The organism is Nocardioides sp., from assembly GCF_036274455.1.
Classification (GTDB): Bacteria; Actinomycetota; Actinomycetes; order Propionibacteriales; family Nocardioidaceae; genus Nocardioides.
Genome location: NZ_DASUFR010000009.1, coordinates 1 through 22,890, shown reverse-complemented (window position 1 = coordinate 22,890; position 22,890 = coordinate 1). Strand labels below are relative to the sequence as shown.

22 protein-coding genes and 1 pseudogene are annotated in these 22,890 nt (G+C 70.5%); 12 read left to right on the top strand and 11 right to left on the bottom strand.

The window, feature by feature from the left end:
- Positions 1–10: 10 nt before the first annotated feature.
- Both VFV89_RS00860 and VFV89_RS00855 read right to left on the bottom strand, forming a co-directional pair.
- Positions 11–304, bottom strand: a complete 294-nt coding sequence (locus tag VFV89_RS00860; RefSeq protein ID WP_329703997.1) for a hypothetical protein — start codon at positions 302–304, stop codon at positions 11–13.
- The gene (locus VFV89_RS00855) at positions 304–1,425 is read right to left on the bottom strand and encodes a Rieske 2Fe-2S domain-containing protein (RefSeq protein ID WP_329703996.1); all 1,122 of its coding nucleotides are present in this window, start codon (positions 1,423–1,425) and stop codon (positions 304–306) included. The genes VFV89_RS00860 and VFV89_RS00855 overlap by 1 nt, the downstream gene beginning before the upstream one ends.
- A 78-nt stretch (positions 1,426–1,503) precedes the next feature.
- On the opposite strand from VFV89_RS00855, the gene VFV89_RS00850 reads away from it, so the two are divergent.
- The 4 genes from VFV89_RS00850 (at position 1,504) to VFV89_RS00835 (ending at position 5,982) form a co-directional block, all read left to right on the top strand.
- Entirely contained in the window at positions 1,504–2,691 is a 1,188-nt protein-coding gene (locus VFV89_RS00850) for an acyl-CoA dehydrogenase family protein (RefSeq protein WP_329703995.1), read from the top strand.
- A 65-nt stretch (positions 2,692–2,756) separates the two neighbouring features.
- Positions 2,757–3,869 carry an acyl-CoA dehydrogenase family protein gene (locus VFV89_RS00845; protein ID WP_329703994.1) on the top strand — a complete coding sequence of 371 codons (1,113 nt, stop codon included), beginning with the start codon at positions 2,757–2,759 and terminating at the stop codon, positions 3,867–3,869.
- Between the two features lie 10 nt (positions 3,870–3,879).
- Positions 3,880–5,448 carry a fatty-acid--CoA ligase FadD1 gene (gene fadD1 / locus VFV89_RS00840; RefSeq protein WP_329703993.1) on the top strand — a complete coding sequence of 523 codons (1,569 nt, stop codon included), beginning with the start codon at positions 3,880–3,882 and terminating at the stop codon, positions 5,446–5,448.
- Positions 5,449–5,514: 66 nt separating this feature from the next.
- Complete coding sequence (locus tag VFV89_RS00835) at positions 5,515–5,982, top strand: hypothetical protein (RefSeq protein WP_329703992.1); 468 nt, start codon at positions 5,515–5,517, stop codon at positions 5,980–5,982.
- Between the two features lie 37 nt (positions 5,983–6,019).
- On the opposite strand, the gene VFV89_RS00830 is transcribed toward VFV89_RS00835, so the two are convergent.
- Entirely contained in the window at positions 6,020–6,433 is a 414-nt protein-coding gene (locus VFV89_RS00830) for a nuclear transport factor 2 family protein (RefSeq protein WP_329703991.1), read from the bottom strand.
- 186 nt (positions 6,434–6,619) lie between these two features.
- Here VFV89_RS00830 and VFV89_RS00825 point away from each other — a divergent pair, with 186 nt between their 5' ends.
- Positions 6,620–7,174: a hypothetical protein gene (locus VFV89_RS00825; protein WP_329703990.1), complete on the top strand. Its 555-nt coding sequence runs from the start codon at positions 6,620–6,622 to the stop codon at positions 7,172–7,174.
- Positions 7,175–7,541: 367 nt separating this feature from the next.
- Entirely contained in the window at positions 7,542–8,087 is a 546-nt protein-coding gene (locus tag VFV89_RS00820; RefSeq protein WP_329703989.1) for a dihydrofolate reductase family protein, read from the top strand.
- An 18-nt stretch (positions 8,088–8,105) separates the two neighbouring features.
- On the opposite strand, the gene VFV89_RS00815 is transcribed toward VFV89_RS00820, so the two are convergent.
- Together VFV89_RS00815 and VFV89_RS00810 are read right to left on the bottom strand one after the other, a co-directional pair.
- A complete protein-coding gene (locus tag VFV89_RS00815; RefSeq protein WP_329703988.1) occupies positions 8,106–9,050 on the bottom strand; it encodes a S1C family serine protease in 945 nt (314 codons plus the stop codon).
- Between the two features lie 57 nt (positions 9,051–9,107).
- The gene (locus tag VFV89_RS00810) at positions 9,108–10,790 is read right to left on the bottom strand and encodes an alpha-amylase family protein (RefSeq protein WP_329703987.1); all 1,683 of its coding nucleotides are present in this window, start codon (positions 10,788–10,790) and stop codon (positions 9,108–9,110) included.
- 74 nt (positions 10,791–10,864) lie between these two features.
- Here VFV89_RS00810 and VFV89_RS00805 point away from each other — a divergent pair, with 74 nt between their 5' ends.
- The gene (locus tag VFV89_RS00805) at positions 10,865–11,869 is read left to right on the top strand and encodes an LLM class flavin-dependent oxidoreductase (protein ID WP_329703986.1); all 1,005 of its coding nucleotides are present in this window, start codon (positions 10,865–10,867) and stop codon (positions 11,867–11,869) included.
- A 6-nt stretch (positions 11,870–11,875) separates the two neighbouring features.
- On the opposite strand, the gene VFV89_RS00800 is transcribed toward VFV89_RS00805, so the two are convergent.
- Entirely contained in the window at positions 11,876–12,979 is a 1,104-nt protein-coding gene (locus VFV89_RS00800; RefSeq protein WP_329703985.1) for a nitronate monooxygenase family protein, read from the bottom strand.
- Positions 12,960–14,591 (bottom strand): acyl-CoA synthetase, encoded by a 1,632-nt coding sequence (locus VFV89_RS00795; RefSeq protein ID WP_329703984.1) that lies wholly within the window; start codon positions 14,589–14,591, stop codon positions 12,960–12,962. Before VFV89_RS00795 ends, VFV89_RS00800 begins: the two co-directional genes overlap by 20 nt.
- A gap of 46 nt (positions 14,592–14,637) precedes the next feature.
- Here VFV89_RS00795 and VFV89_RS00790 point away from each other — a divergent pair, with 46 nt between their 5' ends.
- Positions 14,638–15,426, top strand: a complete 789-nt coding sequence (locus tag VFV89_RS00790; RefSeq protein ID WP_329703983.1) for a crotonase/enoyl-CoA hydratase family protein — start codon at positions 14,638–14,640, stop codon at positions 15,424–15,426.
- A gap of 6 nt (positions 15,427–15,432) precedes the next feature.
- On the opposite strand, the gene VFV89_RS00785 is transcribed toward VFV89_RS00790, so the two are convergent.
- The 4 genes from VFV89_RS00785 to VFV89_RS00770 form a co-directional block, all read right to left on the bottom strand.
- On the bottom strand, positions 15,433–16,503 hold the full coding sequence (locus VFV89_RS00785) for a PQQ-dependent sugar dehydrogenase (protein WP_329703982.1): 1,071 nt from the start codon (positions 16,501–16,503) through the stop codon (positions 15,433–15,435).
- A 20-nt stretch (positions 16,504–16,523) separates the two neighbouring features.
- A complete protein-coding gene (locus tag VFV89_RS00780; protein ID WP_329703981.1) occupies positions 16,524–17,081 on the bottom strand; it encodes a cytochrome b in 558 nt (185 codons plus the stop codon).
- Between the two features lie 33 nt (positions 17,082–17,114).
- The gene (gene fadD8 / locus VFV89_RS00775) at positions 17,115–18,737 is read right to left on the bottom strand and encodes a fatty-acid--CoA ligase FadD8 (RefSeq protein ID WP_329703980.1); all 1,623 of its coding nucleotides are present in this window, start codon (positions 18,735–18,737) and stop codon (positions 17,115–17,117) included.
- Between the two features lie 843 nt (positions 18,738–19,580).
- Positions 19,581–19,913: a GIY-YIG nuclease family protein gene (locus tag VFV89_RS00770; protein WP_329703979.1), complete on the bottom strand. Its 333-nt coding sequence runs from the start codon at positions 19,911–19,913 to the stop codon at positions 19,581–19,583.
- A 509-nt stretch (positions 19,914–20,422) separates the two neighbouring features.
- Here VFV89_RS00770 and VFV89_RS00765 point away from each other — a divergent pair.
- The 4 genes and pseudogenes from VFV89_RS00765 to VFV89_RS00750 form a co-directional block, all read left to right on the top strand.
- On the top strand, positions 20,423–20,782 hold the full coding sequence (locus VFV89_RS00765; protein WP_329703978.1) for an NADH-quinone oxidoreductase subunit A: 360 nt from the start codon (positions 20,423–20,425) through the stop codon (positions 20,780–20,782).
- A 24-nt stretch (positions 20,783–20,806) separates the two neighbouring features.
- On the top strand, positions 20,807–21,361 hold the full coding sequence (locus VFV89_RS00760; RefSeq protein WP_329703977.1) for an NADH-quinone oxidoreductase subunit B family protein: 555 nt from the start codon (positions 20,807–20,809) through the stop codon (positions 21,359–21,361).
- Entirely contained in the window at positions 21,358–22,116 is a 759-nt protein-coding gene (locus tag VFV89_RS00755) for an NADH-quinone oxidoreductase subunit C (RefSeq protein WP_329703976.1), read from the top strand. Before VFV89_RS00760 ends, VFV89_RS00755 begins: the two co-directional genes overlap by 4 nt.
- Positions 22,116–22,890 (top strand): annotated as a pseudogene (locus VFV89_RS00750) (NADH dehydrogenase subunit D); the annotation flags it as partial. The gene VFV89_RS00755 and the pseudogene VFV89_RS00750, both read left to right, overlap by 1 nt.

Sequence of the window (22,890 nt, the reverse complement as noted above, 5' to 3'; positions counted from 1 at the left end):
GGAGCGCACCTCAGTAGCCGTCCTCGGCGCCGATGGGCAGCGCCCCGTCGCGGGCGGCCCGCTCGATCGACGCCGCCAGCCTCGGGCACGCGGGGTGCGACTCCCGGCCGCTCGGCCGGCGGCTGAGCTCCGGGCAGTGGCCGCGGGCCTCGGCGGTCCACTGGATCGAGGTGTGGTGGTCGCTGTTCTTCTTCACCCCGACCCGGGCCAGGCAGTCGAGGCAGGCCACCTCGACCAGCCGGGCGCTGGTGTAGAGCCGCTGGTCCTCCAGCGTCTCGGCGCGGGTCGGGACGAACGATGCCATCAGGCCTCGGCCTCGGCTCGGAGGCGCAGGTTCTCCGCGACCTCCTCCTGCCAGTACTCGTTGGCCTTGGTCGTGTCGACCTCGAACTCGAACCGGTCCACCATCTCCGGGGTGATGTCGGCCCTGTCGACGTAGAACTGCTCGTACCAGCGGCGCAGCTGGTAGACCGGGCCGTCCTCCTCGCAGAGCAGCGGGTTCTGGACCGGCACCTTGTTCTTCCAGATGTGCACGTCCTGGAGGAACCCCTCGCCGAACATCTTCGCGTACTTCTTCGAGATGAAGTTGGCCGTGTCGTCGTCGAGCCCCTCGGGCTTCCTGACCGTGATGCCGTACTGCAGCGTGAAGGAGTCCGGGCCGGTGGGGATGTGGCAGTTGATGAGGATGACCTCGGTCTGGAAGCCCTTGTAGTCCACGTCGAGCCAGTTGACCATGTACGCCGGCCCGAAGTAGGTCGCCTCGGACTTCAGGAACAGGTCGGGGCTGCCGTAGCCGCCGGCCTTGTCGGGTCGCCCCTTCGACTCCATGAACTGGGTGGCCTGGGTGCCCTCGAAGACGTTGCGGAAGCTCGTCGGGAAGGAGAAGTGCACGTAGTAGAAGTGCGCCATGTCCACCACGTTGTCGATCAGCTCGCGGCAGTGGGAGCCGGAGATCGGCACGACCTCCCAGGTCCAGTCGGTGTAGAGGCCCTCGGCCAGCCCGGGCAGCTCCGGCGGCAGGATGTCCAGGTCGGGCTCGGAGCCCTCGGTGTCGTGCCAGACGAGCAGCTGGTCATTGCGGATCACGACGGGGTACTTCACGGTCCGCGCCCGCAACGGCACCCGCCGCGCGTACGGGATCTGCTTGCAGCGGCCGTCGCCGCCCCAGCGCCAGTCGTGGAACGGGCAGGCGACCTCGTCGCCCTTCACCGAGCCCTGGGTCAGGTCGCCGCCCATGTGCCGGCAGTAGCCGTCGAGCACGTTGAGGTCGCCCTTGCTGTCCTCCCAGACCACGAGCTTGCCGCCGAACGCCTCGATCCCGTGCGGGCGGCCGTCGCGGAAGGTGTCCGCCAGTCCCAGGCAGTGCCAGCCGCGTGCGAACCGCCCCGGCGGCCTGCCGTGGTCGAGCATCCGGGTGTCGCTCATCAGGGTCGCCTCCCGTGCGGGTGCCGAGCTCTCGACTCCAGACTAGAACACGTTCCAGTTTCAGGATAGTTTTGCACCATGCGCATCGCCCTCGACCCGGAGCAGGTCGCGCTCAGGGAGGAGCTGCGTGGCTACTTCTCCGACCTGGTGACGCCTGAGGTCAAGGCGGGCCTGGCACCCTCCTCCGGCGAGTTCGGGGAGGCCTCGGCCTACAAGGCCGTGATCAAGCAGCTCGGCAGCGACGGGTGGCTCGGCATCGGCTGGTCGAAGGAGTACGGCGGCCAGGACCGCTCCATGGTCGACCAGCTGATCTTCACCGACGTCGCGGCCGACTTCGGCGTACCGATCCCCTACCTGACCCTCAACACGGTCGGGCCGACGATCATGCGGTTCGGCACCGAGGAGCAGAAGGCGTACTTCCTGCCGAGGATCCTCGCCGGCGACCTGCACTTCTCGATCGGCTACTCCGAGCCCGGCTCCGGCACCGACCTCGCCTCGCTCACGACCAGGGCGGTGCGCGAGGGTGACGAGTTCGTCATCAACGGCCAGAAGATGTGGACCTCGCTGATCCAGTACGCCGACTGGATCTGGCTCGCGTGTCGCACCGACCCCGAGCTGCCGCGACACAAGGGCCTCTCGATGATCGTCGTGCCGACCAGCGCGGAGGGCTTCTCCTACACGCCCGTCCACACGGTCGCCGGCGTCTCGACCTCGGCGACCTACTACCAGGACGTGCGGGTCCCGGTCACCAACCTGGTCGGCGAGCTCAACGGCGGCTGGCCGCTGATCACCAACCAGCTCAACCAAGAGCGGGTCTCGCTCACCTCCGCGGCGCCGCTGGCGCTGTCGCTGAGGCTGGTCCGCGAGTGGGCGCAGCAGACCAAGAACCCGGACGGTTCCCGGGTCATCGACTCCGAGTGGGTCCAGCTCGTCCTCGGCCGCGCGCACGCCCGGATCGAGGCGCTGAGCCTGGTCAACTGGAAGCTCGCCTCGGACGCCGACCGCGGCGCGGCGCTGTCCCCCGCCGAGGCGTCGGCCACCAAGGTCTACGGCTCGGAGCTGGCGACCGAGGTCTACCGGTCGCTGATGGAGGTCATCGGCCCGAACGCCGGCATCACCGGTGCCTCCGACGGCGCCGTGCTGGCCGGCCGGATCGAGCGGTTCCACCGCTCGGCGCTGGTGATGACCTTCGGCGGCGGCACCAACGAGATCCAGCGGGACATCATCGGCTACGTCGGGCTCGGGCTGCCGGCGGCCAAGCGGTGAACCCGATCGACAAGTAGCTTTTCTTTACGACCCGGCCAGAAGGACACGGCCAGAAAGACAAGTAAGTGGACTTTACTTTCACCCCCGAACAGGACGAGGCGGCCGAGCTGGCCGCGCAGATCCTGCGGGACCGGGCCACCAACGAGCGGATGAAGGCGGTCGAGGCCGAGGGGTCGCGGTTCGACCGCGAGCTGTGGGCCGAGCTCGGCGCCGCCGGGCTGCTCGGGCTGGCACTCCCCGAGGACCACGACGGCGCCGGGCTGGGACTGATCGAGCTCTGCCGGGTGCTGGTCGAGGTCGGCCGCACCGTCGCGCCGGTGCCGCTGGCCGCGCACGGCCCGGCGTCACGCTTCCTCGCAGAGCACGGCAGCGCGGAGCAGAGGCAGCGGTGGCTGCCCGGCGCCGCGTCCGGGGCGCTGGTGCTGACCGCGGCGGTGGCCGAGGAGCGGTCGTCCGCACCCGGGCGGCCCACCACCGTGGCGACGCCCGAGCCGGGCGGGCACCGGCTCACCGGCAGCAAGGCCGTCGTCCAGGCCGGCCCGCACGCGGACCTCTTCCTCGTTCCGGCCGAGACACCGGGCGGCGTCGGCGTCTTCCTCGTCGAGCCCGGCGCCGACGGGCTGACGCTCACGAGCCAGCAGTCCTCCGACCGCGACACGGTGGCCCGGCTCGACCTGGACGGCGCCGCGGTCGGTGCGGGCGCCCTGGTCGGCTCCGCCGACGGCTCCGCCCACGAGCGGCTGCGGCACCTGCTCCTCCTCGCGGCGGCCGCCGAGCAGCTCGGCGTCTGTGAGGGAGCGCTGGCCAGCACCGCGGCGTACGCCCGGACCCGTGAGCAGTTCGGCCGGCCGATCGGGACCTTCCAGGCCGTCTCGCAGCGGCTCGCGGACGGCTACATCGACACCCTCGGCCAGCGGCTTTCCCTCTGGCAGGCCGCGTGGCGGCTCGAGGAGGGGCTGCCGGCCGACACGGAGGTGGCGATCGCCAAGCTGTGGGCCGCGGACGCGGGACACCGCATCGCGCACACCGCCGTGCACGTCCACGGTGGCGTCGGGATCGACCTCGACGGCGAGACGCACCGCTTCTTCACCTCGGCCAAGCGCTATGAGTTCCTCTACGGCGGCGCCACCGAGCAGGCCCTGCACATCGGCCGGACGCTCGCCGCCGAGCCCGCCTGACACCAGCGCCGTGGCCGAGACCGTCCAGCAGCTGCTGCGCGAACGCGCAGCGGACGCGGCCGCCGACCGGGTCGCGGTGAGGTACGGCGACCGCAGCTGGACCTGGCGCGAGCACCTCGCCGAGGCGGCGGCCGAGGCGTCCGCGGTTATCGCGCTCGCGGACCCGCGCCGGCCGCTGCACGTGGGCGTGCTCCTGGGCAACACCCCGGACATGCTGCGGTCGATGGCCGCCGCGGCGCTGGGCGGCTACGTGCTGGTCGGACTGAACACCACCAGGCAGGGCCCGGCGCTCCTCGCCGATGTCCGTCGGGCGGACTGCCAGCTGGTGCTCGTGAACGCCGAGCACACCGGTCTGCTCGAGGGCCTCGAGCTGGGCGACGTCGGCGTCGTCGACGTCGCCTCGCTCGAGCCCGCCGCCGAGCTGGTCCCGCACGCGGACGTCGGCCCGATGGACACGTTGATGATGATCTTCACCTCGGGCACCAGCGGCGAGCCGAAGGCGGTCCAGGTGCCGCACATCTTCCCGATCTTCTCCGGCGCCAACCTCGTCGACCGGTTCTCGATCACCGCCGACGACGTCTGCTACGTCTCGATGCCGCTGTTCCACTCCAACGCCGTGGTCGCCGGTTGGGCCGTCGCAGCCACGAGCGGCGCGACGATCGTACCGGCGCGGTTCTCGGCATCCGGGCTGATCGACGACGTGCGGCGCTACGGCGCGACGTACCTCAACTACGTCGGCAAGCCGCTCGCCTACGTGCTGGCCACCCCCGAGCGACCCGACGACGCCGACAACCCGCTCCGGGTGGCCTTCGGCAACGAGGCGAGCGACCGGGACATCGAGGAGTTCGGCCGTCGGTTCGGCTGCCAGGTCGTCGACGGCTTCGGCTCTACCGAGTCGGGCGTGACCGTCACCCGCCCGCCCGGCACGCCCCCCGGCTCGATCGGCCAGGGGCTCGACGGCGTCGCCGTCTACGACGCGGCGACGGTCACCGAGTGCGAGGTCGCGGAGTTCTCGCCCGAGGGCGTCCTCCTCAACGCCGACCGCGCCGTCGGACAGCTGGTCAACACCCAGGGGGCCGGGATGTTCCAGGGCTACTACAACGACGACTCCGCCAACGCCGAGCGGATGGCGCACGGCATGTACTGGTCCGGTGACCTCGCCTACAAGGACGCCGACGGCTGGATCTACCTGGCCGGCCGCACGGCCGACTGGATGCGGGTGGACGGCGAGAACCTCGCTGCGGCCCCCATCGAGCGGATCCTCCAGCGGCTGCCCGCGGTGGCGCTGGTGGCCGTGTACGCCGTCCCGGACGACAACGTCGGTGACCAGGTGATGGCGGCGATGGTGCTGCACGACGAGGCCACCCTGTCGCCCGAGGAGCTCGCGGCGTTCCTGTCGGACCAGCCGGACCTCCCCGCCAAGGGCCGGCCGCGCTACGTCCGCGTCGCCCCGGAGCTCCCGTCGACGGCCACCAACAAGGTCCTCAAGCGCGAGCTGGTCGCGCAGGGCGCGACCGCCGGCGACGGCGTGCTGTGGGTGCGTGAGGACCGGGGGACGGCGTACTCGGTCGCGAGCTGACCACACTCCGCAGGTCTGAGGCCGGATTCCAAGGTCCGACCCCTGGCCGAGTGCTTGAATGCTCTGGTGAACCTGGGGACGGTCGGGCTGGCGCTCCTCCTCGCCGCCGGCGCCGGTGCGTGTACGTCGGACGACCATCCGGCTCGCGCAGCCACCAGGCCCAGCCAGCCGGCGTCACCCCCGACTTGCGTGCCGACGCCGATCCTCGGCGACCACCTCGAGGGCGGCTCGGACGACGGGACCTCCGTGGCGGCGCTGCTCGAGCGCAAGGCGGGCGGGCCGTTGCGAGCCGGCGAGGAGGTCAAGATCGTGGTGCGAATGACCGGCGCCGGCGATCTCCAGGTGTCCGCGACAAGACCCGACGGCAGTCCGGCCGCAATCGACTGGGGTCCGGAGGCACACGCGTCCAGCAACTTCAATCGTCCCGGCGCCGAGTGGGGCTTCGGGGTCACGTTCGCTGAACCCGGCTGTTGGACGATCGCCTTGAGTCGAGCCGAGGCAGGGTCCGGATACCTGCAGCTCGAGGTCGCCTGATCCGAGCCATACTCGAGAGGTCGAACAGCCTCAGGGCTCATGGCCCGGCTTGTGAGTCGGCTTCCTCGTCGGCGTGTCTGTGGACCACCTTCCAGACGCCGTCATCGCGGCGATAGACCTGCGTCACTCGCAGGACGTACGCGCGTTGGGCGGCATCGACGGTGGTCGAGGTGATCTCACGGTGGACCGTGTATGCCAGGTCACCGCTCACGTCCGCCGCGATGAGATCGATGTCGCTGGAGATGGCTTGCGAGAAGGACTGCGCCAACCGGAGGAAGACCTCTCGCACGCCGACGGGGTCCTTGGCGGTGAGCCACGCGCCGAAGAGCGTGACAGGTGCTCGCTCGGACCAGGTCTGGAACCTCGGCTCCGCATCACCGTTGTGGAGCGCGACCTCGGCTGCGCGCCACGTGGTGTTGAACCACTCGAGGAACTCCTCACGATCGCTCATGGTGGCATTGAACTCCCACTGGCTCGGGTCGTGGCATGACATGCCATGCAGGGTCGCTCCGCGTCGCCACCCGCGCCCCCGGCCAGCACCCGGATCGGGTCTCGACCCCAACTTTGGCGGTGACAGACTGCCAAGCCCCTGCAAGGCTGCCCCCTACCGGCTCGGGCCACTTCCTCAGGAGGTCCGATGCGCATCCGTCCCTTCCTCGCCGCCGCAGCCGTCGCCGCGGCCACTGTCATCGTGGGCTCGCCCTCGCCGTCCGCACACGCCGCCTTCGTCGGCAAGGACAACTTCACCGACACCGGCGTCTCCGAGGTCTACGACTGCGACGGCACCCGGGCCCAGGACGCCTTCGACGTCCACGTCATCGTCAGCGTGGTCGAGCGCCATGGCCTGTTCTACGTCACCGAGTCCAACCACGGCACCGTGGTCACCACCAACCTGTCCACCGGCCGCACATTCACCCAGGTCTTCGCCAACAACTTCCACGACAAGCAGATCACCGACCACGGTGACGGCATCATCACGGTGGTCCAGCAGGGCGCGGGCGGCACCCGCTACTACGACGACACCGGCAAGCTCGTGCTGAAGGACCCCGGCTCGGTCCGGTTCGCCTTCGACTTCGACACCATCACCGGCGAGGAGGTCCCGGACTCCTTCCACATCGTCAAGCCGTCCACCGGCAACTCCGACTTCTCCGACCGAAACTTCTGCGACGACCTGCGCACCTTCACCTCATGAGGCTCCTCGCAGCGGCAGCGGCGCTGGCCGCTGTTGCCCTGCTACCCGCCCCGGCGGCCTGACCATCGACACCGACACGGGCATGCTCCGGTTCACCGACAACTTCGCGGGCAAGGCAACCGAGGTGCCGCTGGACGGGACCGGGGTCTCCTGCACCACCTCGTCCGGTTCGACCGCGGGGGCGACCTGCGCGCCGAGGTGGACTCCGACGTGGGCCACCCAGCGGCGAGGTGACCACCGAGTCGGGTCGGCCCGCGAGGGCGCAGGGGCTGGCCACGGCCTGACCCCGGTTGTCGTAGCGGCGTGACCTCGTTCGTGGGAAGGGTGAACGCAGGCATCCCGACGACAGCCACCAGGAGGTACTTCCATGGCGAGCAGCATCCTGTTCATGTCCGTGTCGGTGGACGGCTACATCGCCGACGAGAACGACTTCCTCGGCGGTGCCGACGGCGAGCGTCTGCACGAGTGGATGGCCGATGGCGGCGAGGTCATGGAGGAGATGGCGAACGGCGGCGCCGTGGTCACCGGCCGCCGGACGGCCGAGCTGATGGACCACTGGGGCGGGTCGCTGATGGGCGGCGTTCCGGTCTTCGTCCCGAGCCATCGGCCACCGAGCCCGGCCGCGCGGTGGGGCGGGTACACCAACGTCCACTACGTCGCGGACATCGCCACTGCCATGGCGCAGGCAAAGGAGGCCGCCGGCGACAAGCACGTCCACGTGCAGGGCGGGGTCACCGCGCAGGAGGCGCTGGCCGCCGGCGTCCTCGACGAGCTGCAGCTCAGCCAGGTGCCGGTGTTGTTCGGCCGGGGCCGCCGGCTCTTCGACGTCCTCCCCGGGGAGATCGAGCTCGAGGTGGTCCGGGTCGTCGACACCGCGTCGGCGACACACCTCCGCTACCGCGTGAAGCGGTAGCCGGCCCGGTCGGCCGGCTCAGTCGGCCAGCTCGGTCGGGACCGCCACCGCGTCGACAAGCGCGCCGTTGCGCAGCACGGTGACCTCGATCCGCTGACCGATCGCGTCGGCGAACAGGCGCTTCTGGAGCGACTGGGCGTCGCCCAGCGAGACCCCGTCGACCGCGAGGACGAGGTCACCGGCGCGCAGCCCGCTGGACGCAGCCGGACTGTCCTCCACGACCTCGACCACACGCAGGGCACTGCGCTGGCCGAGCCGCTCGGCCAGAGCGGGTGTCAGCGGGGCCGGCGTGCTCACCAGGCCGAGGTAGGCACGGCGCACCCGGCCGTCGTGCATCAGGGCGTGGATGATCCGGTGCGTCGTCGCGTTGATCGGCACCGCCAGCCCGAGCCCCACTCCCGCCACCGCGGTGTTGATGCCGATCACCCGGCCCCGGCTGTCCGCCAGTGCTCCCCCGGAGTTGCCCGGGTTGAGCGCGGCGTCGGTCTGGATGACATCCTCGATGAGCCGCGCGGCCGTGCGCGTCCGGGCCGGCATGCTGCGGCCCAGCGCGCTCACGACGCCGGCGGTCACAGTGCCGGAGAGGCCGAGCGGGTTGCCCACGGCCACGACCAGCGACCCGACGAGCAGCGAGTCGGCGTCGCCGTACTCCGGCGGGCTCGGCACCTCCCGGTCCGCGCGGACGACGGCCAGGTCGGAGAGGCGGTCGCGGCCGATGACGTCGACGTGTGCCTCGGTGCCGTCCGCGAACTCCGCCGTGCCACTGCTCGCGCCGCCGACCACGTGCGCATTGGTGACCAGGTGGGACTCGCCGGTCAACACCACCGCCGAGCCCGCGGACTCGCCCCGCCCGGACTGCATCCGCAGGGCGGCGACCCGGGGCGTCAGCTGCGCCGCGACCGAGGTGACGACCGCCGAGTAGGCGTCCATCGCCTCCCGCTCCGACGCGGGATCAATGGTCATGCCCGGAGGAACGAACGAGCGTCCGCCGCGATTCCGCGGTTCACGCTCAGCGAACGCTCACCTCAGGCGCCGGCTGTCCTGATCCATCAGCCGGAGCCAGCGGTACCCGTAGCCGTCGAGCTCGACCTCGGCCCGGCCCCGGTCGTCCAGCGCGAACTCGGTGTCGTCGTGGAGGAGGTCCACGAGATGGTGGGAGCTGTCGCAGCCGTCGAGTGTGACGGGCACCGTGCAGCTGGTCGGGGCGAGGTTGTGAACGGGGACGAGCCGGCGATCGTCGAGGGTGCACTCGTGTGCCAGCACGTGGCGATGGGGCTGGTCGACCACGCTGAACCGTGCCCAGCCGAGCTCGGGTGACTCGCGGTAGCGCTTGATGAGGAGCTTGACGAAGGCGTGCAGCGACTCCCGGTCGCCACGCTGGTCGGTGACGTTGACGTGCTCGGGGCCGAAGGCCCCCTGAGTCACCGGGCGCACCAGCCGCGAGGGCCGGGCGCGCGAGAACCCGCCGTTGCGCTCAGCGGTCCACTGCATGGGTGTGCGCACGGCGAGCCGCCCGTCGATGTCGAGGTTCTCCCCCATCCCGATCTCCTCCCCGTAGAAGAGGACCGGCGTGCCCGGCAGTGAGAACAGCAGGCTGTAGACCATCCGCAACCGTCGCGGGTCGCCGTCGAGCATGGGAGGGAGGCGCCGGCGCAGGCCGCGGCCGTAGAGCTGCATCGTCGGTTCGGGGCCGAAGGCGGCGAAGACCTCGTCGCGCTCGGGGGGCCGGAGCTTGTCGAGGGTGAGCTCGTCGTGGTTGCGGACGAAGGTGGCCCACTGCGACTGCTCGTCGACCGCCGGCCGGTGCTCGAGGGCGCGGACCAGCGGACGTGCGTCGCCGCGGGCGAGGGACAGGTAGAGGTTCTGCATGGCGATGAAGTCGAACTGCATCGTCAGCTCGTCGCCGTCGGCGCCCCCGAAGAACTTCTTCTGCTCCTTGTGCGGCAGGTTGCACTCGCCGAGCAGGATGCCGTCGCCGGTGCGGCGGCCGACGAACGAGCGCAGCTCGCGCAGGTAGGCGTGCGGGTCGTGGAACCGCGCCAGCTCTTCGGCGTCCACCCCGGTGGTCTCGATGACGAACGGGACGGCGTCGACCCGGAAGCCCGAGAGCCCCAGCTCGAGCCAGTAGCCCATCGCCTTGAGGATCTCGTCGCGCACCAGGGGGTTGGTGATGTTGAGGTCCGGCTGGGAGCGGTAGAAGCGGTGGAAGTACCACGCGCGGGTCCTGTCGTCGTACTCCCAGAGGCTGTCCTCCTTGTCGGGGAAGACCACGTCCGCGGAGGTGTCGGGCGGCTCGTCGTCGCGCCAGATGTAGAAGTCGCGGTACGGCGAGGTGCGCGACGACCGGGCCGAGCGGAACCACGGGTGCCGGTCGGAGGTGTGGTTGACCACCAGGTCCGCGATCACCCGCATGCCGCGGTCGCGGGCTGTCCGGACGAGCTCGACGAAGTCGCCGGCACTGCCGAGCCGTGGGTCGACCCCGTAGTAGTCGGTGATGTCGTAGCCGTCATCGCGGTCGGCGGTCGGCTGGAACGGCATCAGCCAAAGACACGTGACGCCCAGGTCCGCCAGGTAGTCCAGCCGCTCGGTCAGGCCGACGAAGTCGCCCATGCCGTCGTCGTCCCAGTCCATGAACGTCTGGACGTCGAGGCAGTAGACCACCGCGGTCTTCCACCAGAGGTCTCCGGTGTCGCTGATCCGCATGGGTCAGCGGTTTCCAGTAGGACCGGGAACTAACCGGTCCATTCCACCTCACGCGGCCCCTGAACAATGACCCCATGCCCCTGCGCAAGCTCGGCTTCCTGAGCATCGGCCTGTTCGACCCCGACGACCCGGGCGCGGGACACGAGACGACCTTGCAGATCATCGAGCTCGGCGAGCGGCTCGGCTTCGACAGCGCCTGGGTGCGCCACCGGCACCTCCAGTTCGGGATCTCGAGCCCGGTCGCCGTCCTGGCGGCGGCCACCCAGCGCACCAGCACGATCGAGCTCGGCACCGCCGTCATGCCGCTCGGCTGGGAGAACCCGCTCCGGCTGGCCGAGGACCTCGCCACCGTCGACATCCTCAGCGGCGGACGGCTCAACCCGGGTGTGAGCGTCGGCCCGCCGATGCACTGGGAGGACGTCCGCGGCTCGCTCTACCCGGACACGGCCGACCGGGAGGACTTCGGCTACGAGCGCGTCGAGCGGCTGCTCCGCTTCGTCCGCGGCGAGCCCGCCACGACGTTCCGCGGACCCGAGGGCGTCGTCGAGGAGTGGTCCGACCGGGTCGAGCCGCACTCGCCCGGGCTGGCCGACCGGATGTGGTACGGCGGCGCCTCGCTGCGCTCGGCCGAGTGGGCGGCCGAGCACGGCATGAACTTCCTGACCAGCAGCGTGGTCATGGCCGAGGACGGCTCGGCCGACTTCGCCGCCATCCAGGCCGAGCAGGTCGCGGCGTACCGCACGAGGCACCCCCAGGGCCGGGTCTCGCAGGGGCTGGTCGTCATCCCGACCGACTCCGCGAGCGCCGAGCAGCGAAGGCGCTACGAGGAGTACGCCGCCGCGCGGCTGCCCCGCACCCTCGAGCCACAGGGCCCCGGCAGGCTTCTCTTCTCCCCCGACCACGTGGGCACCTCGGAGCAGATCGCCGAGGAGCTCGAGTGGCACGCGGGCTACCAGCTCGTCGACGAGGTCGCCTTCGCGCTGCCGTTCAGCTTCGAACCGGACGACTACGTCCAGATCCTCACCGACATGGCTGAGCGGCTCGGTCCGGCCCTGGGCTGGTCGCCGGCGGCGGCGTAGCGGGCGCTACTTCCGGTAGGACTCGAGCCGGTCCACGGCCTCGTCGTACTCCGCCAGTAGGGCGGCGACCACGTCTGCCACCGGCCGCACCTCGTTCATCCGGCCGACGATCTGGCCGACCGGCATCGAGATCACGTCCGGGTCGTGCGAGGCGTTGATCCGGTTGTGCGCCTCGGCGACCAGGAGGTTCTGCAGCGGCATCGGCAGTGGCTCCGGCGCGTCCGCCGCCGCCCATGCCTCGGTCCACTTCGTCTTCAGCAGCCGGGCGGGCTTCCCGGTGTAGATGCGGGTGCGCACCGTGTCCGAGGACGTCGCCCGCTTGAACGCCGTCTCCCAGCCCTGGTTGGAGGCGAGGTTGCGGTACTCCTCGGTGCCCAACCAGATCGAGCCGGTCCACACCCCCTGTGCGCCGAGCGCCAGGGACGCCGCGACCTGGCGCCCGGAGCCGATGCCGCCGGCGCCGAGGACGGGCACGTCCGGCCCGACGGCGTCGACGACGTCCGGGGTGAGCACCATCGAGGCGACCTCGCCGGTGTGGCCGCCGGCCTCGTAGCCCTGGGCCACGATGATGTCGACACCGTTGGCGACGTGCGACAGCGCGTGCTTGGCCGCCCCGGCCAGCGCGGCGACCTTGATGCCGTGCTCGTGGGCCTTCTCGATGACGTCGACCGGCGGCGACCCGAGCGCGTTGGCGATCAGCACCGGCCGGTGCTGGAGGGCGACGTCGAGGTGCGAGCGCGCGACCGAGTGCAGCCAGCCGAGGACCCCCTCCCGGCCCTCGCCCTCCGGCAGCGGTGGCACGCCGAGCTTGAGCAGCGTCTCGTCGACGAACCTCCGGTGCGCTGGAGGGATCATGGCGGCCAGGTCGACCTGCGTGCCCTCGGTCGGGACCTTCATCGGCATCACGATGTCGACGCCGTAGGGCCTGCCGTCGGTGTTGTCGTCGAGCCACGACAGCGTCCGCTCCAGCTCCTCGGGGTCGTTGAACCGCACGCAGCCCAGCACCCCGAGCCCGCCGGCCCGGGACACCGCCGCCGCGACGTGCTCCGACGGTGTGAAGGCGAAGATCGGGTAGTCGATCCCGAAGGTGTCACACAGGGACGTTCGCAAGAGCCATCTCCTTGGCGGCGGGGTACTGCGCCTTCCCGGTGGCGTTGCGTGGCACCTGCGGCACGATCGTCAGCGACCGCGGCAGCTTGTAGCCCGACAGGTGGGCGCGCAGGAACTCGCGGAGCTCCTCGAGCTCCAGGGTCGCGCCTTCCCGGAGCTCGACCACGGCGGCGACGGCCTGGCCGTACTTCTCGTGCGGGATGCCGACCACCAAGCAGTCGTAGACCGCCGGGTGCGCCTTGACCGCCATCTCCACCTCCTCGGGGTAGACCTTCTCCCCGCCGGTGTTGACGCAGTTGGAGCCGCGGCCGAGCAGGGTGAGCCGGTTGCCCTCCTCGATCCGGGCGAAATCGCCGGGCACGGAGTAGCGCCGGCCGTCGATCTCGAGGAACGTCCGCGCCGACTTCTCCGGGTCCTTGTAGTAGCCGACGGGCACGTTGCCGCCACGCGCGAGCCGGCCGACCCTGCCGACGTCGGCCACCGGGTCGAGGACCCGGTTGTCGTCGTCGATGACCACGGTGCCGGGTCCGATGCCGATCACGGGCCCGTCGGTGGAGATCGCGGACCGGTCCTGCAGCCCCATCCCGTGGAAGCCGGTCTCGGTGGCTCCGACGGAGTCGGTGAAGACGGCGTTGGTGAACGCCTGCATCCAGCGCTTCTTCACGTCCGGGCTGAAGATCGCGGCGCTGCTGGAGATCGCGAACAGGCTGGAGCCGTCGTACGGCGTCCCGGTGGCGGCCTGGCGCTCGTACTCCTCGATCAGCGGACGGGCCATGGCGTCGCCGGTCATGAAGATCAGCTGCACCTTCTCCCGGTCGATGACCTCCCAGGTGCGCCGCGGGTCGAACTTCGGCTCGAGGACGGTCAGGTGGCCGGCGAACAGGTGCATCAGCAGCCCGGCCTGGGCTCCGCCGTGCATCAGCGGGCTGAGGGGGAAGGTGACCATCCTCGGGTCGGTCGCCTGCTTGGACTGGTCGTACTCGTCAAGCGGCTCGCCGGTGTAGAAGTCGATGCCGCCCCCGAGCACCCTCCAGAAGTCCTCGTGGCGCCACATCACGCCCTTGGGGAACCCGGTGGTCCCGCCGGTGTAGATGATGTGGATGTCGTCGGGGCTGCGCTCGCCGAAGTCGCGGTCCGCGCTCTGGCCCTCGCACGCCTGGTCGAGCGTGACGCCGCCGAACGACGCGATGTCGTCCTGGTTGCCGGGGTCGGTGGTGTCCGGAAGCGCCACGACGGTGCGCAGCTTCGGGTGCTTGGGGGCGCACCTGGCCACCAGGCTGGCGTAGGTCCGCTCGAACAGCAGCGCGACCACGTCGGCGTTGTCGAACAGGTAGTCGAGCTCGCCCTCGACGTAACGGTAGTTGACGTTGATGGTGGTCGCGCGGAGCTTCACGGTGGCCAGCACCGCGACGACGTGCTCGATGGAGTTCTTCGCATAGATCCCCACGTGGTCGCCGGGCTGCACCCCGCGGGAGGCCAGGTAGTGGGCGAGCCGGTTGCTGTCGCGCTCCAGGTCGGCGTACGTCGCCACCCGGTCACCGACCTTGACCGCCGGGTTGTCCGGAGCAGCGTCGACGGCGTGCTCGAAGAGGTCGGCGATGTTCAGGGCCACGGCCGCCAGACTAGAACACGTTCTCGTTCTTGACTACGATCGCCCGGTGACGCAACCGCACGCCCTGGTGGAGCAGGACGGCCACAAGCTGGTCGTGACCATGAACCGCCCGGAGGCGCGCAACGCCCTCTCCGGCGAGATGCTCGCGATCATGGCCGACGCCTGGGACCGGGTGAACGACGACCCGGAGATCCGGGTGTGCATCCTGACCGGCGCGGGGGGCTGCTTCTGCGCGGGCATGGACCTCAAGGCGGCCAACGAGAAGCCGCCCAGCGAGAACTTCGAGTCCGGCGCGTTCGACCCCACGGTCATCAAGCCGCTGCTGAAGGGGTTCCGGCTGACCAAGCCGCTCATCGCCGCGGTCGAGGGCCCGGCGATCGCCGGTGGCACCGAGATCCTCCAGGGCACCGACATCCGGGTGGCCGGCGAGTCGGCCAGGTTCGGCATCTCGGAGGTGAGGTGGGGCCTCTACCCGCTGGGCGGCTCGGCGGTGCGGCTGGTCCGGCAGATCCCCTACACGGCCGCGGCCGACCTGCTGCTCACGGGGCGACACATCCTGGCGCCGGAGGCCAAGGAGCTGGGGCTCATCGGCCACGTCGTGCCGGACGGGCAGGCGCTGGCCAAGGCTCACGAGCTCGCCGACCTGGTCGCGGCCAACGGCCCGCTGGCGGTCCAGGCGGTGCTCAGGACGATCCGCGACTCCGAGGGCAGGCACGAGGACGACTGCTGGGCCGACGACGCCAGGGTCGGCGCCGCCGTCTTCTCCTCCCAGGACGCCAAGGAGGGCCCGCGTGCGTTCGCGGAGAAGCGACCGGCGGTCTTCGAGGGGCGCTAGGCCGGTTCAACCCGGGAGCTTGACCCGGAAGATGTGGTCGTCACCCCGGCGCAGCGGCGCCCGGCCGTCGCGGTTGGAGGTGCCGACCCAGAGCGTGCCGTCGGGCGCCAGCGAGACAGCGCGGGTGCGGCCCTGCCCGTGGTGGAAGAACCGGCGTACCCGGCCTGCGTGCGGCCCCTCGAGCACGATCGAGTAGAGGCACTCCCCCTCGAGCGCGCCGATCCAGGCGCGCCCCCGGGCGATGGCGATGCCGCTCGGGGAGCACCGGTTGGGCCGGAACTGCGCGATCGGGTCGGTGAAGCCGCCTCGCCCGTCGCTGCCCTCGACGCGCGGCCAGCCGTAGTTGTGGCCGCGGAGGATCTCGTTGACCTCGTCGTAGTTGTGGTCGCCGAACTCGCTGGCCCACAACCTGCCCTGCTCGTCGAAGGCGATCCCCTCGGGGTTGCGGTGGCCGTAGCTCCAGACCGGGTTGCCGAACGGGTTGTCGGAAGGCGTCGCGCCGGTGTCGGTGACCCGCAGGATCTTGCCGTTCAGCGAGTGCTTGTCCTGGGCCAGCCGCTTGACCTCGTTCTCACCGGTGGAGACGTAGAGCATCCCGTCCGGCCCGAACGCGAGACCGCCGCCATTGTGGTGGTGGGCCCGCCCGATGCCGGTGAGCACCGGGCGCGACCTGCCGATCGTCGTGCCGTCGAAGGTGAACCGGACGACCCGGTTGTCCCGGCGGGTGCTGACGAAGGCGTAGACCAGCCGGTTGGTCGCGAAGTCCGGGTGGAGCGCCAGGCCGAGCAGCCCGCTCTCGGCGACCACAGGTCGGCTGACCACGTCGAAGTGGCCGACCTTGCGCACCGACCGGTGGCTGACCAGCAGCAGGTTGCCGGAGTCGCGGCACGAGACCAGCGCGGTGGGGGTGTCGTAGCCGGGCAGGAAGCGGATGTTCCACGGCACGTCGATGCCGTGCGCGACGACGCCCGCCCCGCGGGCGCCGACCGCCGGGTCGGCCGCGGACACGGCGCCGGCGGCCAGCCCACCGACCACTCCGGACCGGAGGAGTGTCGACCGGTCGAGGCGAGCCACCATCGGCCTACCGTACGACGCGGCTACAGCATCCGTGCCAGGTGCCGGTCCCGATGGATGACGGTGTGCTTGAGCACCAGCGCGAGGTGCAGGCCCAGCGCCACGAAGAACGCGACGTGCGCGGCGACGTGGAGCGGCAGGTAGTCGTCCTCGCCGGTGCCGACCAGGAGCAGGCCGCTGATCGGGATCAGGAACAGCAGCGCCAGCAGCGCCTTCTCGAGCAGTCCCTCGAGGGTCCGTTCGGTGTTGCTCAACGACGGCGCCCAGGGAGGCAGCGAGCCGACGTACCGCCACAGCACCCGCAGTACGCCGAGCGCCAGGATCGACAGACCGAGCACGACATGGAGCTCGGGAAGCCCGAAGCCGCCACTGAAGAGCTGCTCGAACCCCTCTCCCCCGTCGTCGTCCGAGCCGGACCCACCGTGACCGTGGTCGAGCGCCACTGCCCGGCCGCCGTGGTCGTCGAGCTCGCCCCGGACCGAGTAGCCGACGAGGAACTGCCCGGTGATCGCGCCGACCGTCAGCCAGTGCAGGAGCTTGGTGGCGGCGCCGTAGCCGTGCTGCCCGTTCCGTAGCGGCATGCGACTCCTGTACCCGGGACGTGGACCGGGGTGTCAGCCGACCGACCGCTCACCCGTCCAGTACTGCGCCCGCAGCGCCTTCTTGTCCGGCTTGCCGAGCCCGGTCAGCGGCAGCGCGTCGGTGCCGATCACCTGCTTCGGAACGTGCACCGAGCCCTTGCGCTCCTTGACCATCTCCCGGATCTCACCGACCAGGTCGTCGGTGAGCTCATGGCCGTCGCGGAGGACGACGATCGCGGTGACCGCCTCGCCCCACTTCTCGTCCGGCGTGCCGATGACCCCGACCTGCGCGACTGCCGGGTGCTGGGCGACGACGTCCTCGACCTCCCGCGGGAAGACGTTGAAGCCGCCGGTGACGATCATGTCCTTGGTGCGGTCGACGATGTACCAGAACCCGTCCTCGTCCTCGCGGGCCACGTCGCCGGTGTGCATCCAGCCGTCGCGGAACGTCTCGGCCGTGGCCTCGGGGAGCTTCCAGTAGCCGCCGCAGAGCAGCGGTCCCGCCACGCAGATCTCCCCGGGCTCGCCCTGCGGGACGGGGTTGCCGTCCTCGTCGAGCAGGGCCGCCCGGAGGAACGCCGACGGCTTGCCGCAGCTCGAGAGCCGCTCGGCGCGGCCGCCCGGCCGGACGGCGTCGGCGTGGTCCTGCTTGGAGAAGTAGGTGATCACCATGGGCGCCTCGGACTGGCCGTAGTACTGGGCGAAGATCGGCCCGAACCGGTCGATCGCCTCCCTGAGCCGGACCGGGTTGATGGCGCTGGCGCCGTAGTAGACGGTCTCGAGGCTGCTCAGGTCGCGGGTCCGGCTGTCGGGGTGGTCCATCAGCGCATAGAGCATGCTCGGCACCAGCATGGTCGCGGTGATCCGGTGCTCCTCGATGAAGGCGAGGACCTCGCCGGGGTCGAACCTGCTCATGACGTGGAGCGAGCCGCCCTTGATCACCGTCGGCGCGAAGAACGCCGCTCCCGCGTGCGACAGCGGCGTGCACATGAGGAACCGGGGGTTCGCCGGCCACTCCCACTCGGCCAGCTGGATCTGGGTCATGGTGCTGAATGACTGGACCAGCCCGATGACCCCCTTCGGCTGGCCGGTCGTGCCGCCGGTGTAGGTGATCGACGTCAGGTGGTCGGGCGGAAGGAGGGCGACCTCGACCGGCCGCGCGGCGTACTTCGCGGCCTCGGCGACCAGGTCCTTGCCCACGTGCGCGAGCGGCTCCGGCACCGGCCCGATGGTCAGCACCTGCTTGAGCCCAGGGCACTTGTCCAGGAGCCCGAGCGCGCGCTCGGTGAAGAGCGGGTCGACGATCAGCGTGGTGATCTCGGCGTCGTTGATGACGTAGGCGTGGTCGTCCAGCGACCCGAGCGGGTGGAGGCTGGTCCTCCGGTAGCCCTGGGTCTGGCCGGCTCCGAGGATGAACAGCACCTCGGGCCGGTTGAGCGCCAGCAGCGCCCCCGCCGCACCGGTGCCCGCGTCGAGCGCCTCGAAGGCCTGGACGTACTGGCTGATCCGGTCGGCGACCTCCTGCCCGGTGAGCATGGTCTCCCCCACGTGGATCACCGGCTTGTCCCGGTGCCGCTTCAGCGCGGCGACCAACAGGTGCCCGTTGTGGGTGCCGACCCGCATCGGGTCGCTCAGGTCTGCGGGGGTGCCAGCCACGCACCGAGACTAGAACGTGTTCCAGTTCCGGGCAACGCGAAGGCACCCGCTGGCCCACCGCCGGTCGAGCCTGTCGAGACCTCCGCAGCGAAGACACCCGATGGCCCACCGCCGGTCGAGCCTGTCGAGACCTCCGCAGCGAAGACACCCGCTGGCCCACCGCCGGTCGAGCCTGTCGAGACCTCCGTAGCGAAGACACCCGGGCGAGTCCCAGCGCCGGCTCACCAGGCTTCGAGGCTCGGCGCCGGGCGCCTCGCACCTCAGCCACCGTGGTCGCCGGCCGCAGATCAAGCCGCCTCGCACCTCAGCCACCGTGGTGGCCCGCCGCTGGTCGAGCCTGTCGAGACCTCCGCAGCGAAGGCACCGGGTGGGTCCCAGCACCGGGTCACCTGGCTTCGAGGCTCGGCGCTGACGCGCCTCGCACCTCAGCCACCGTGGTGGCCCGTCGCTGGTCGAGCCTGTCGAGACCTCCGCAGGGTAGGCACCTGCTGGCCCGTCGCTGGTCGAGCCTGTCGAGACCTCCGCAGGGTAGGCACCCGGGGTAGGTCCGAGCACCGGGTCACCGGGCTTCGAGGCTCGGCGCTGGGGCGCCTCGCACCTCAGCCACCGTGGTGGCCCGCGCGCTGGTCGAGCCTGTCGAGACCTCCGCAGGGAAGGCACCCGGGGGGAGTCCCAGCAGCGGGTCACCGGCTTCGAGGCTCGGCGCCGGGGCGCCTCGCACCTCAGCCACCGTGGTGGCCCGTCGCCGGTCGAGCCTGTCGAGACCTCCGCAGCGATGGCACCCGCGTAGGTCCCAGCACCGGGTCACCGGGCTTCGAGGCTCGGCGCTGGGCGCCTCGCACCTCAGCCACCGTGGCTGTCGTCGGTCGCGGCCGCGAGCTGCTCGCGGTCCTGCACGGACTTGCGCCGGGCCAGGGCGATCAGCGCCTCGTAGTCGCCTCGGATGAGTGCTTCCTTCTTCTCGCGGCGCCATCCGGCGATCCGCTTCTCGAAGGCGAAGGCCTGTTCGATCGAGTCGAACTCCGCGTTCCAGACCAGGACCACCGGTCGCCGCTTGCGCGTGTACCTCGCGCCCAGGTCGCTGTTGTTGTGCTGCCACAGCCGGCCTTCCAGGTCCCAGGTGCTGCCGACGTAGTAGGTGTCGTCGCTGCATCGAACGATGTAGGTGTAGGGCATCGCGCCACAGTCGCTGGAGTCGCCGCCTCACGGTCGCGACGTTCGATACGGCTGTGGAGGGCGGCGTGCCTGAGCACCGCTGTGGATGTCCACCGGCCGGGCTTCGGACTGGTCGGGTCGGGTGCCCGGGTTGCGGAGGCTTCGAGGCTCGGCCCTTCGAGGCTCGCTTCGCTCGCACCTTAGGACAGGCGCTGGGGCGCCTCGCACCTCAGCCACCGTGGGGCTGCGCCCCCTCGGTCGGGTGCCGTCGTGGTGGGGCTTCGCACCTCGGCCACCTCGCCGCGCGGTCATTTAGGCAAGGTCGGCGTGCCCTATTTACGCAGGTCAGGGCTGGCAGGACCCCGGCTTCCGGGTGCCGACCACGAGTGGCAGTATGAGCAGGGCGCCACTTAGTGATTCCATTCACAAGTTCACGAGTGCGACCCGGATCACACCCGACGAGCGGCGCCAGCAAGAGCAGAGCCGGCCGAAGAGCCGAGCGAGCGGCAGCAGTGAGAGAAGGCGTAGCGATGGACATCTACATCCCGGTCCTGGTGCTCGCGGCGTTGGCGTTCCTGTTCGCGGCCGGGTCGGTCGTGATGAGCAGCATGGTCGGCCCGAAGCGCTACAACCGCGCCAAGCTCGACAGCTACGAGTGCGGCATCGAGCCGACGCCGCAGCCGGTCGGCGGCGGCCGGTTCCCGGTGAAGTACTACATCACCGCGATGCTCTTCATCGTCTTCGACATCGAGATCATCTTTCTCTACCCGTGGGCCGTGCACTTCGACGCGATGAAGTTCTTCGGCCTCGTCGAGATGGTCATCTTCATCGTCACCGTCTTCGTCGCCTTCGCCTACGTCTGGCGTCGCGGCGGCCTGGACTGGGACTGACACGCAGATCCGAGGGACAACACAGTGGGTATCGAGGAGAAGCTGCCGAGCGGCGTCCTCCTGACGACGGTCGAGGGCGTCGCGGGCTACATGCGCAAGGCGTCGTTCTGGCCGGCCACCTTCGGCCTGGCCTGCTGCGCCATCGAGATGATGACCAGCGGCGGCCCGAAGTACGACCTGGCCCGGTTCGGCATGGAGGTCTTCCGGGCCAGCCCGCGGCAGGCCGACCTGATGATCGTGGCCGGCCGGGTCAGCCAGAAGATGGCGCCGGTGCTCCGCCAGATCTACGACCAGATGCCCCAGCCGAAGTGGGTGCTCGCGATGGGCGTCTGCGCCAGCAGCGGCGGGATGTTCAACAACTACGCCATCGTCCAGGGCGTCGACCACGTCGTCCCCGTCGACATGTACCTCCCGGGCTGTCCGCCCCGGCCGGAGATGCTCATCGACGCGATCCTCAAGCTGCACGACCAGGTCCAGCACGGCAAGCTCGGCAGCAACCGTCGCGCGGAGATCGAGCAGCGTGAGAACGACGCCCTCAAGGCGCTCCCGACCAGCGAGATGAAGGGTCTGCTCCGATGACCGAAGGCGGTCAGAAGGATGTCGTCCCCGAGCCCAAGGCGCCCGACCAGGCCGCGGTCGACCAGTCGCCGGAGAACGCTCCGGCCACCCTCGAGCCCGAGGTGCACGTGGTCGGCGAGCGGCGCGGCATGTTCGGCGTCTCCGGCTCCGGCGACACCAGCGGCTATGGCGGGCTCGTCCAGCCGATCGTCTTCCCGGGGCCGGCGCAGCGCCCCTTCGACGGCTGGCACGAGGAGGTCGCGGCGTCCCTCGACACCGCTCTGGCCGGCGCCGGCCTGGAGCACGCGCTCGAGTACGTCGTGATCCACCGCGGCGAGATCACCTTCCACGTACGCCGCGAGGACCTCGCCCGGGTGGCCCAGCTGTTCCGCGACGACCCGGCGCTGCGGTTCGAGCTCTGCTCCGGCGTCTCCGGCGTCCACTACCCGCAGGACACGGGCCGCGAGCTGCACGCCGTCTACCACCTGCTGTCGATGACCTTCAACCGCCGCGTCCGGCTCGAGGTCACCTGCCCCGACGACGACCCGCACATCCCGTCGATCGTCGCGACGTACCCGACCAACGACTGGCACGAGCGCGAGACCTTCGACATGTTCGGGATCGTCTTCGACGGCCACCCCGCGCTCACCCGGGTCCTGATGCCCGACGACTGGCCGGGCCACCCCCAGCGCAAGGACTACCCCCTGGGAGGCATCCCGGTGGAGTACAAGGGCGGGACCATCCCGCCGCCGGACCAGCGGAGGTCCTACAACTGATGACCACCGACTACTACGCAGGCACGAGCGAGACCAGCGAGGGCCGGGTCTTCACGGTCACCGGCCAGGACTGGGACCAGATCGCGCAGAGCATCCAGGACGAGGCCGACGAGCGGGTCGTGGTCAACATGGGCCCGCAGCACCCCTCCACCCACGGGGTGCTCCGGCTCATCCTCGAGCTCGACGGCGAGACGGTGACCGAGGCCCGCTGCGGCATCGGCTACCTGCACACCGGCATCGAGAAGAACATGGAGTACCGCTCCTGGGTGCAGGGCGTCACCTTCTGCACCCGGATGGACTACCTGAGCCCCTTCTACAACGAGGCGACCTACTGCCTGGGCGTCGAGAGGCTGCTGGGCATCGTGGACGAGGTGCCCGAGAAGGCCCAGGTGATGCGGGTCCTGCTGATGGAGCTCAACCGGATCTCCTCGCACCTGGTCTGCATCGCGACCGGCGGCATGGAGATCGGCGCGCTGACCGTGATGACGATCGGCTTCCGCGAGCGGGAGCTGGTGCTGGACCTGTTCGAGCTGATCACCGGGTTGCGGATGAACCATGCGTTCATCCGTCCGGGCGGGGTGGCCCAGGACCTGCCGCCGGGTGCGTTGGACGAGATCCGGGCGTTCATCACGTTGATGAAGAAGCGGCTGCCGGAGTACGCCGCGTTGTGCAACGCCAACCCGATCTTCAAGGGCCGGCTGGAGGGGGTCGGCCACCTGGACCTGGAGGGCTGTCTGGCGCTGGGGCTGACCGGGCCGGTGCTGCGCAGCACCG

Coding starts and splice junctions, on each gene's coding strand:
- VFV89_RS00860 (WP_329703997.1), bottom strand. CDS start 304: ATGGCATCGTTCGTCCCGACCCGCGCCGAGACGCTGGAGGACCAGCGG.
- VFV89_RS00855 (WP_329703996.1), bottom strand. CDS start 1,425: ATGAGCGACACCCGGATGCTCGACCACGGCAGGCCGCCGGGGCGGTTC.
- VFV89_RS00850 (WP_329703995.1), top strand. CDS start 1,504: ATGCGCATCGCCCTCGACCCGGAGCAGGTCGCGCTCAGGGAGGAGCTG.
- VFV89_RS00830 (WP_329703991.1), bottom strand. CDS start 6,433: ATGAGCGATCGTGAGGAGTTCCTCGAGTGGTTCAACACCACGTGGCGC.
- VFV89_RS00825 (WP_329703990.1), top strand. CDS start 6,620: ATGCGCATCCGTCCCTTCCTCGCCGCCGCAGCCGTCGCCGCGGCCACT.
- VFV89_RS00820 (WP_329703989.1), top strand. CDS start 7,542: ATGGCGAGCAGCATCCTGTTCATGTCCGTGTCGGTGGACGGCTACATC.
- VFV89_RS00815 (WP_329703988.1), bottom strand. CDS start 9,050: ATGACCATTGATCCCGCGTCGGAGCGGGAGGCGATGGACGCCTACTCG.
- VFV89_RS00810 (WP_329703987.1), bottom strand. CDS start 10,790: ATGCGGATCAGCGACACCGGAGACCTCTGGTGGAAGACCGCGGTGGTC.
- VFV89_RS00805 (WP_329703986.1), top strand. CDS start 10,865: ATGCCCCTGCGCAAGCTCGGCTTCCTGAGCATCGGCCTGTTCGACCCC.
- VFV89_RS00785 (WP_329703982.1), bottom strand. CDS start 16,503: ATGGTGGCTCGCCTCGACCGGTCGACACTCCTCCGGTCCGGAGTGGTC.
- VFV89_RS00780 (WP_329703981.1), bottom strand. CDS start 17,081: ATGCCGCTACGGAACGGGCAGCACGGCTACGGCGCCGCCACCAAGCTC.
- VFV89_RS00770 (WP_329703979.1), bottom strand. CDS start 19,913: ATGCCCTACACCTACATCGTTCGATGCAGCGACGACACCTACTACGTC.
- VFV89_RS00765 (WP_329703978.1), top strand. CDS start 20,423: ATGGACATCTACATCCCGGTCCTGGTGCTCGCGGCGTTGGCGTTCCTG.
- VFV89_RS00755 (WP_329703976.1), top strand. CDS start 21,358: ATGACCGAAGGCGGTCAGAAGGATGTCGTCCCCGAGCCCAAGGCGCCC.